Annotated in this window: 10 protein-coding genes; 3 read left to right on the top strand and 7 right to left on the bottom strand. The window is 69.6% G+C overall.

Translation table 11 applies throughout. The annotated features are described in order from the left end of the window. Positions 1 to 86: 86 nt before the first annotated feature. The 3 genes from H5397_RS14635 to H5397_RS14625 are packed head-to-tail and all read left to right on the top strand — an operon-like array spanning position 87 to position 2,050. A complete protein-coding gene (locus tag H5397_RS14635; protein WP_131173182.1) occupies positions 87 to 449 on the top strand; it encodes a hypothetical protein in 363 nt (120 codons plus the stop codon). Continuing rightward, on the top strand, positions 440 to 1,531 hold the full coding sequence (locus H5397_RS14630) for an integrase core domain-containing protein (protein ID WP_182818314.1): 1,092 nt from the start codon (positions 440 to 442) through the stop codon (positions 1,529 to 1,531). Before H5397_RS14635 ends, H5397_RS14630 begins: the two co-directional genes overlap by 10 nt. 51 nt (positions 1,532 to 1,582) lie before the next feature. After that, positions 1,583 to 2,050 carry a hypothetical protein gene (locus tag H5397_RS14625; protein ID WP_182818313.1) on the top strand — a complete coding sequence of 156 codons (468 nt, stop codon included), beginning with the start codon at positions 1,583 to 1,585 and terminating at the stop codon, positions 2,048 to 2,050. Between the two features lie 73 nt (positions 2,051 to 2,123). Here H5397_RS14625 and H5397_RS14620 read toward each other — a convergent pair whose 3' ends face one another. The 7 genes from H5397_RS14620 to ftsE all read right to left on the bottom strand — a co-directional run bounded on the left by H5397_RS14620 (position 2,124) and on the right by ftsE (position 8,796). Then, the gene (locus H5397_RS14620; RefSeq protein WP_182818311.1) at positions 2,124 to 2,690 is read right to left on the bottom strand and encodes a DUF1707 and DUF4870 domain-containing protein; all 567 of its coding nucleotides are present in this window, start codon (positions 2,688 to 2,690) and stop codon (positions 2,124 to 2,126) included. Between the two features lie 142 nt (positions 2,691 to 2,832). Beyond that, positions 2,833 to 3,201 (bottom strand): FKBP-type peptidyl-prolyl cis-trans isomerase, encoded by a 369-nt coding sequence (locus H5397_RS14615; RefSeq protein ID WP_182818310.1) that lies wholly within the window; start codon positions 3,199 to 3,201, stop codon positions 2,833 to 2,835. Positions 3,202 to 3,216: 15 nt separating this feature from the next. Continuing rightward, complete coding sequence (locus H5397_RS14610; RefSeq protein WP_182818309.1) at positions 3,217 to 5,076, bottom strand: DUF2207 domain-containing protein; 1,860 nt, start codon at positions 5,074 to 5,076, stop codon at positions 3,217 to 3,219. A gap of 1 nt (position 5,077) precedes the next feature. Further along, a complete protein-coding gene (smpB, locus tag H5397_RS14605) occupies positions 5,078 to 5,551 on the bottom strand; it encodes an SsrA-binding protein SmpB (RefSeq protein WP_182818308.1) in 474 nt (157 codons plus the stop codon). Positions 5,552 to 5,626: 75 nt separating this feature from the next. Then, on the bottom strand, positions 5,627 to 6,853 hold the full coding sequence (locus tag H5397_RS14600) for a M23 family metallopeptidase (protein WP_182818306.1): 1,227 nt from the start codon (positions 6,851 to 6,853) through the stop codon (positions 5,627 to 5,629). 330 nt (positions 6,854 to 7,183) lie between these two features. Further along, positions 7,184 to 8,086 (bottom strand): permease-like cell division protein FtsX, encoded by a 903-nt coding sequence (gene ftsX, locus H5397_RS14595; RefSeq protein ID WP_220492307.1) that lies wholly within the window; start codon positions 8,084 to 8,086, stop codon positions 7,184 to 7,186. A 23-nt stretch (positions 8,087 to 8,109) separates the two neighbouring features. Next, positions 8,110 to 8,796, bottom strand: coding sequence for a cell division ATP-binding protein FtsE (gene ftsE / locus H5397_RS14590; protein ID WP_182818305.1), 687 nt, complete (start codon positions 8,794 to 8,796; stop codon positions 8,110 to 8,112). Positions 8,797 to 8,874 lie beyond the last annotated feature (78 nt).

The following is an 8,874-nucleotide window of genomic DNA, read 5'->3' as shown; positions in this document are numbered from 1 at the left end:
CTGTCTTGCGTCAGGGATCGTGTCGCATTTCGGGGTTTGAATCAGACCACACTGTGGGGGTCTGGCTGACCCGAGAGTGAGTGTCGATGTCCTCGACGAACAAGGATGCCGGGGCGAGCCCGGCGAGCCCTACGCGGCGCGCGAAGAAGTTGTTGGCGCCGTCGGTGAAGTACGAGATCTTCCTCCAGCTCGTGCGTGGCGAGACGACCATCAACGCCGCCGCGGAGGCGGCGGGGGTGGACCGTTCGACGATCATGAAGCTCCGCCAGGTCGCCAAGGAGGGCGCGATGGCGGCCTTGTCGGCGTCGAAACCCGGGGTGGGCAAGACCCCCCGGGATGTCGAGTTGGAGGCCGCGAACGCCGAGGTCGCCCGGCTGTCGGAGGCGGTGAAGGAGTTGGCGGTCAAGCTCACCTTGCTGGAGGGAAAAGGGGGCTCCGGATGGCGGTGACCGAGCCTGTTCCGGTGCGTGTCGACGCCGTCGGCAAGGCCGGCCTCCTCGGTCTGGTGGACCACGCGGTCGGCGAGGGCTGGAGCTTGCAGGCCGTGTGCGAGGTGCTCAAGATCAGCCGGCGGCGGGTCGAACGCTGGCAGGCCCGGCGCACGGACCTGGCCGACCGGAAGCCCGGCGGGGTCGCAGTCAACGGTCTCCTCGACGATGAGGTTCAGCAGATTCTGGCGGTGTTCAACGAGTGGGGCGAACGGGACCGCTCCCACCGGCGGCTGGCGCATCGGGGCTCGTATGTGGGCCGGTTCTGGGCATCACCGTCCACCGTGCGCAGGGTGTTGATCGAGTCTGACAAGCACTTTCGTCCGCTGCCGCGGCCGGTCCGTGGGGAACGCAAGCCGTTCCCGGACTGGGCGTCCTACAAGCCGAATTCCCTATGGATCTACGACACGACCCACTTCACCCGCTGCGGGGCGAAGGTGCTGATCATCGAGGACCTCGTGTCCCGCAAGTGGCTCACCCACCTGGTATCCAGCGAGGAGACCACCACCCAAGTGCAGGCCGCGTTCACCACGGCCCTGGAATCCGAGGGCCTGCTGAAGGAAGCCCTGGCTCGGGCGGCGACCGGCCGGGTCGACCCCGACGCCGACGACGGCCTCACCCCGCTACTGCTGGCGGTATCGGACAACGGGTCGCAGATGATCGCCACCGGCACCCGCCGGTTCATGGCCCTGGTCGCGATCGCGCAACACTTCGGCCGGCCCTCCACCCCGACCGATCAGGCGTGGATCGAGTCGTTGAACGGCACCCTGAAGGCCGAATGGCCGCACCTGCTGGCAATCACCGACCCGGCCGTCCTGCGGGCCGAGCTCGACCGCATCCAGATCGAGTACAACACCGTCCGCCTGCACTCCAGCATCGGCTACGTGACCCCCGACGATGAACACCAAGGCAGGGGCGAGGCCATCCGCGCCGCCCGCCGCAAGGGCCTGCACGACGCCCACCAGCGTCGTCTTGCTCACCACCGCCAACAGCGGAACAATCAGATCCACAACCACCGTCCAGACCCGCCAGGGGTGGACTGATCAAAGCCGCGAAATGCGACATTTGAGCTGAAACAGGTCAGTGACCGGGATGTGTTCTTCACCCGATCCCGGCCCTACAAGAGCAACGACCAAGCCACCATCGAGTCCAAGAACGGCCACCTCGTGCGCCGATACGGGTTCTACCACCGCTACGACACCCCGGCCGAACTCGACCTCCTGACCCAGTTGTGGCCCTTGGTCAACGACAGGTTGAACTTCTTCACCCCCACCAAGAAACCCATCGGGTACGGCACCGACAAACTCGGCCGCCGCAAGCGTCTCTACGACCAGCCCCGCTCCCCCTACCGACGGCTCCTCGAGGCAGGCGTCCTCAGCCCCGCCCAAGAACACGAACTCGCCGCCTACAAGGCCACCCTCAAACCCACCCGGATCGCCCGGCAGATCACCGAACTCCAAGCCGAACTGACCCGCTTGGCCGCCACCAAGACCCGCCGCCTCGAAGACCAACTCACCTGGCGAGCCCCCGACATCAAAGCCCTCAAAATCCGCGCCGGCTAGACCCCCGTTCCCGGGGAAAAATCTGTGAGGCACACGCCCCATCAGCCGGGGACTTGACTATGAGGCACCACGGTCAGCGCATCGGGTCCAGCACGCGGAGGCGGATCAGGCGCGTCAGCGGGTTGTTCCAGCGCTGGCCGGACAGGGCCCGGGCACCGCCGACGATGGTGAGCAACAGCCAGCCGACCCAGCCCAGCGGCATGATGACCTCCATCGCCGCCTCGGGCAGCAGGATGCCCCCCACGATGGCGGTGACGAGGAACGTCAGGCCCGCGACCAGCTGGTAGTTGAACGCGTGGGCCGCCTCGCGCCGCGCCGGGGTCCCCGGGGTCGAGCAGGCGTAGAGGAACAGCGGCCCGAAGATCCAGGTGAGCAGGCCCGAGAAGTGCGCGGTGGCTCCCAGGGAGGTCGCCTGGGGGCTGCGCGGCGCGACCGCCCGCGGGGCCACGAAGCGGGCCGGGAGGCCCGCCACGGAGGCGTTGAGGTCACGACGCGTCTGCGCCGTCATCACCATCCCCAGCCGCTCGTCGAGCTCGACCTCGTCGAGGCGTCCGGCACAGTACGCGTCCTGCAGCAGGGCTTCGGCCCGCGCACGCTCGGTGTCGCCGACCCGCAGGTCCAGGGAGGGGAGGTTGCTCATGGCGCCATCCTGCCCGCCGTAGGACACATACCCATCGGGCCTTCCCCCGACCCGTCCCCCGAATGCACTTCCGGGTGGCAGGTCCCCAAGGATCCTTGGGGTCCTGCCACCCGGAGATGCACACGGGGACGTCACACGCCGGTCAGCGCACACCCACCAGGTCGCAGACGAAGACGAGGGTCTCGTTGGGCTTGATCACACCGCCGGCGCCGCGCGCGCCGTAGCCGAGGTGCGGCGGGATGGTGATGCGGCGACGGCCGCCGACCTTCATGCCGGCGATGCCGGAGTCCCAGCCCTGGATGACCTGACCGGCGCCCAGGCCAAAGACCAGCGGCTCGCCGCGGTCGTAGGAGTTGTCGAACTCGGTGCCGTCGGACCAGGCGACGCCGACGTAGTGCACGGCGACCTGCTGGCCCGGCTTGGCCTCGGGGCCGGTGCCGACCTCGAGGTCGTCGAGCACGAGCTCGGCGGGGGCGTCGGTGTCGGGGATCTCAATGGTTGGCTTGTCCATGGGCCCCAACCCTACTCACCAGCTGCCGCCGCCGCCTCCGCCGCCACCGCCGCCGGAGAAGCCGCCACCGAAGCCACCGCCCCCACCGAAGGCCGAACCGCCGCCACCGAAGCCGATGTCGTTGCTGAAGCTCGGCCCGTGCGAGGCCACCGACGGCGCCGTGGCCGGCGGGATCGACCGGCCCAGGCTGTCGAGGTGCCACAGGATCATGTGGGTGTCGAAGTAGGCCCCGCCGTACCACGAGGCGTCCGGCTGCCGCAGGCGGCCCAGGGCGATGGCCTGCTCACACACGCGCACCCACCGCTCGGCCAGGCCGAACAGCACGGCCCAGGGCAGGTACTTGCTGAAGATGTCCTCCCCCTCCTCGAACTGGAGCTGGTCCGCCTCGGCGGTGGCGATGTAGGTGCGGAAGCCCTCGACCTGGTCGGTCCAGGCCCGGCCCAGGGCGGTGCGCTGGCCGCGCGCCATCTTGGTCTGCACGACGATCCACGTGATGACCAGGGCCACCGTCGCCGGCCCGAGCAGCCAGGCCAGTCCGGACAGCGCGCGCACGTCGAAGAAGAACGACCCCATCATGACGACCCACAGCAGGCCCATGATCGAGAAGCTCTTGCGTCCGCGCGCGACGCCGCGGAACCACTTGTTGCCCAGCGCGACCGAGCGGGCGTCGGCCTCGAGGGCGTCGGACGCCTCGGCGAGCTGGCCCGCCCTGTCGAGCCGGACGGTGGTGCGGCGTCCGTCGAAGAGCTCGGACAGCAGGATCTCGCTGGGCTCGTCGGGCGCCCTGCGGGGGTCGCGGAGCTCCGCCTCGGGGCGTCCCTCGGAGGTCAGCGTGATCGCCCCGTTCGTGGCGAGCCCGACCAGCGTGGCGGTGAGGTGCTCGGTCTTGTACTGGCCGTCGAGGAGGAAGCCGGCGTAGGTGAGCGGCAGCTTCGGCGGCGCGAACGAGACGGGCACGGGGGTCTTCGGGTCGTTGCGCTCCACGTGCGTGGGCTGGCCCGCGAGCGGCACCGTGCCCGGCGGGACGCCGGCGTAGCGCTCGTCGTGCCCGCGGCGGCGGTAGTAGAGCCAGCCGACGACGGGGATCGCGAGGGCGGCCGCCCCGCCCGCGGCCTGCATGACCCGCGTGGAGCGCTGCTGGGCTGCGTCCCCGCGCTCGACCCGGATCGGGGTGGCGTTCGACACGGACGCCGGGTCCAGCTGCACGCCGAACGTCAGCAGGCTGCCGGTCGGGATGCCGTCGGGCTGGGTGAACGTCGCGGTGTCCCCGCTGGTGGAGACGTCGGAGCAGGGATTCTCGGCCCGGGGCGGGCCGGCGAAGCAGACGGCGTCCTGGACGGCCCCGGGGGCCGTGACCCGGACCGTGGACGAACGGATGGCTCCCATGGTGGAGCCCGTGACGTCCCAGTAGAACTCGGGCAGTCTGGTCTGCTCGGGCGTGCGCAGGGCCCCGCGCACGTCGTAGGAGATGACGTAGGTCGCCGTCGGGCCGGTGTTGCGCCGGTCGGGGTCGCCGATGCGGATCTTCACCACCGACTCGCGCGGCGTGTTGGAGTAGTTGCTCACCTGGGTGGCCGTGGAGACCGCGTCGGGGCTGGTGACGCGGACGTTGGTCACCTCGTAGAGCATGTCCTCGTCGTCGTCGAACGGTTCGCGGGTGACGAGGTAACGCTCGTAGCCCCGCCTGCCCGAGTTGGGGCCGAAGCGCAGCACGATGGTCTCGGTGACGTGGACGGTGCCCTGGGGCGTGATCGTGTAGTCGACGTCGAACCGGTCGTAGGTGTCTCCGGCGGCGTGCGCGGGGGTCGCGACACCGAGCACGAAGGCGAGGGCGACCACCACGGCGACGGCCAGGCGTCGGGCGGCGCGCAGCATGTCAGCGCCTGCCCTTGTTGCGGGCCGACAGCGCGCGCTGGGCCTCGCGGTTGGCGTCCCGCTCGGCGATGGTCTGGCGCTTGTCCCAGTCCTTCTTGCCCGTGGCGACGGCGATCTCCACCTTGGCGTAGCCATCGCTGAAGTAGATCGACAGCGGGACCAGCGTGCGGCCGGAGTTGGCGACCTCCTTCTCCAGCTTGGCGATCTCGCGGCGGTGCATGAGCAGCTTGCGGTTGCGCAGCGGGCCGTGGGAGTGGGTGCCGAACTTGTACTCGGGGATGTTCACGCCACGGAGCCAGACCTCGCCGTCGTCGATCGTGGCGAAGCCGTCGACCAGCGACGCGCGGCCGGCGCGCAGGGACTTCACCTCGGTGCCGAGCAGCACCAGGCCGGCCTCGACACGGTCACCGATGTGGTAGTCGTGGCGGGCCTTCTTGTTCTGGGCGACGAGGATGCGCCCCTCGGGTCGCGGCATGGCCGGTGTGCTCCTTCGAAAGCGAGAGTGCCGCCCAGCATATAGCCGGGCGGCACTCGGGCCGGGTGGTGCGGGTCAGGGGACGTAGCGGACCGGGTTGACCGGCGTCCCGTTGAGGCGCAGCTCGAAGTGGAGGTGCGGCGTGGTCGACAGGCCGGTGTTGCCCACGTAGCCGATCAGCTGGCCGCGCTCGACCCGCTGCCCGGCGCGGACGAGGATCCGCGACTGGTGGGCGTACCCGGTCGTCGTGAGCTTGCCGTCGACGATCGAACCGTGCGAGATCAGGGTGTACTGGCCGAAGCCGCCGTTCGTCCCGGCCTGGAGCACGGTACCGGCCTGCGCGGCGTAGATCGGGGTGCCGGTCGGGGCGCCCATGTCGACGCCGTTGTGGGGGCGCCAGTACTTCAGGATCGGGTGGAACCGCAGGCCGAAGGCCGATCCGTAGTTGGCGTTCACAGGACGGACGAAGCCCCAGGCCGACGTGTTGCGCGCGGGTGCTGCGGCGCCGCCGGAGGACCGGTCCGGCTTGGCGGCGGCCTCGGCGCGGGCCGACTCGACGGCCGCGGCGTCCGCCCTGGCCTTCTTGTCGGCCGCGTCCTGGGCGCGGGTGCGCTCGGCAGCCTCCGCCTCGGCCTTGGCCCGGGCGGCCTCCTCGCGCTTGATCCGGGCTTCCTCCTCACGGCGGGCACGTTCCTCGGCCTCGCGCTTGATCCGGGCCTCCTCTGCGGCCTTGATCCGGGCGATCTCCTGCTGGATCAGGCGCTGCGTGTCCTGCTCGGCCGCCTGCAGCGTGCGGTAGTCGGCCTCGTCGGCGTCCAGTTCGGTCTGGGCGGCGGCGCGGGCCTGCTCGTTGGCGGCCACCAGGCCCGCCACCGTGTTGCGCTGCTGTTCGGCACGGCGCTCCAGGTCGGCGACACGGGCGACGTTGCGCTCCGATTCGGCCTTGTCGCGGGCGATGCGTGCCTCGACCTCTGCCTGCGCCTGGCGGGCGGCCTCGAGCTCGGCGAGCACCTGGTCGAGGCGCGACTTCTCGGCGGCCTGGGTGTCGAAGATGGTGGTGTTCCACTGCAGACGCTGGCTGAGCTCGGCCGGGGACTCCGACCCGAAGACCACCGACAGTCCGCGCAGGTCCGTCTGCTGCTGGTAGGACTCGCGTGCCGCGGACCCGATGAGCGCCAGCTGGGTCGTCACGTCCTGCTCCGCCTTGGCCACCCGCTGCTTGGCGCGCTCCAGCTCCTCGCGGGCCGCCTCGAGGTCGGCAGCGATGCGTGCATCATTCTCCCGGGCCGCCTGCAATTGCACCGAAATGTCCTGCAGGACGGCCTGCGCTTGGGCCAACCGGTTCTGCGAGTCGATCAATTCCTGGGTGGCCGAATTCACATTCTGCTGCGAATTGGAAATGGCATTCCGTGCCGCATCCTGTGCTTGCGCATTCGACTGGGACGCTGCGCGGAGGTCGGACAGCGTGTCGGCCCCGGCGAGGGGGGCGACGAGGGCGACGGAGGCGGTCGCTGCGACGAGCACGGTGGTCAGGCGCCGCCCGGGGGCACTGCGTCGGCCGAACCTGTCGGCGTGGACGTGACTCACTACGAACTCCCAACGATCGCTTGGTGCGACCGCCGGGCCGAGGACTCACACCCTCAGGTGGCGACGTGTCGCAATCAACGTGGGGATCATAGATAGGGCGATGGCCACCCCGACAAGCCAAACCATCGCAATTCCCACGTGATCCCAGCCGATCCACGTGAATCCCTGAAGGGCAGGTTTAGCCTTTTCGATGATGGCGAACTGCTGGATGCCCGCCAAGGTCGCGCAGGCCAGGGCGGCCCCGCCGAGCGCGACGAGCAGGCTCTCGAGCAGGAACGGCAGCATGATGTAGGTGTTCGAGGCACCGACCAGGCGCATGATGCCGATCTCGCGTCGCCGGGCGTGCGCCGCCATGCGGATGCTCTGGCCGATCTGCAGTGCGGCGGCCAGCAGCAGCAACCCGGACGCCCCCACGGCGAGCCAGCGACCCCAGTTGAGCCACTCGAACAATGGGTCGAGGAATTGGCGCAGGTCCTGGACGTTCTGGACGCCGGGCATGGCACCGGCCTCGGCCACCACGACCTGGTATTCCTCAGGATTCACGAGCTTGATCCTGAAAAGATCCTGCATGTCCTCAGCTTTCATCGAAGCGAGGATCGGGGAATCGGCGTAGGTCTGCCGGAACTCGGCGAAGACCTCGTCCTGGCTCTGGTAGAAGACCTCGGCCACCTCGGGGTTGGACTCCAGGCCCTGACGGATCTGCGTGCGCTGGGCGTCGGTCGTGGCCGTCCCCGGCGTGCAGTTCTCGCCCTGGGTGGCGGGGGTGCACAAGAACACGGTCAGCTCGATGCGGTCGTACCACCGGCCCTTGATGAGGTCGACCTGCTGCGTGACCAGGACGCCGAGGCCGAACAGGGTCAACGAGACCCACATGGTGACCAGGACGGCGAGGTTCATGCTCGCGTTGCGGCGGAGGCCCGAGACGACCTCGGTGAATGCGTGGCGCATGGTGTGTTCTCTCCCCTACCCGATCACTGGTACCCGTAGACGCCCTGCGCCTGGTCGCGGACGAGCTCACCGTTGCTGAGCTCGATCACGCGCCGGCGCATCTGGTCGACCACGGTGGCGTCGTGGGTGGCCATCACCACCGTGGTGCCGTCCCGGTTGATCTGGTCCAGGAGCTTCATGATCCCGACCGAGGTGGTCGGGTCGAGGTTGCCGGTCGGTTCGTCGGCCAGCAGGATGCGCGGGGCGTTCACCACGGCGCGGGCCAGCGCCGCTCGCTGTTGCTCTCCGCCGGAGAGTTCCTCGGGGAGCCGGTCCGCCTTGTCCTGGAGCCCCACCAGTTCGAGGGTCTGCGGGACCAGTCGGCGGATCTCGCGCCCGGGGCGTCCGATCACCTGCAGGGCGAACGCGACGTTCTCGTGGACAGTCTTGCCGGGCAGCAGCCGGAAGTCCTGGAACACTGTGCCGATCCCGCGGCGCAGCCGGGGGATGCGCCAGCCGGCCATCCGGCCGACGTCGCGGCCGTTCACGACGACCTCACCCGAGGAGGCGCGGGCCTCCCGCAGCACCAGGCGCAGGAAGGTGGACTTGCCCGACCCGGACGGCCCGACCAGGAAGACGAACTCACCGTCGTCGATCGTGGCGTTGACCGCGGACAGGGCGGGGCGCTGCTGGCCCCGGTACCTCTTGGTGACTTCGGTGAAGGTGATCACGTGCTGGTCCCGGCCGGGTCGACGATGGGAAGTTTCCTGAGGATTCTCAGGCCGGCCGCGTCCAGCGTAGGTCACCCG

It is taken from the genome of Propioniciclava sp. MC1683 (assembly GCF_014164675.1).
In the GTDB taxonomy this organism is placed as follows: domain Bacteria; phylum Actinomycetota; class Actinomycetes; order Propionibacteriales; family Propionibacteriaceae; genus Propioniciclava.
The sequence above is the reverse complement of the archived record's forward strand: the minus strand, read 5'-3'. Positions and strand labels throughout refer to the sequence as shown.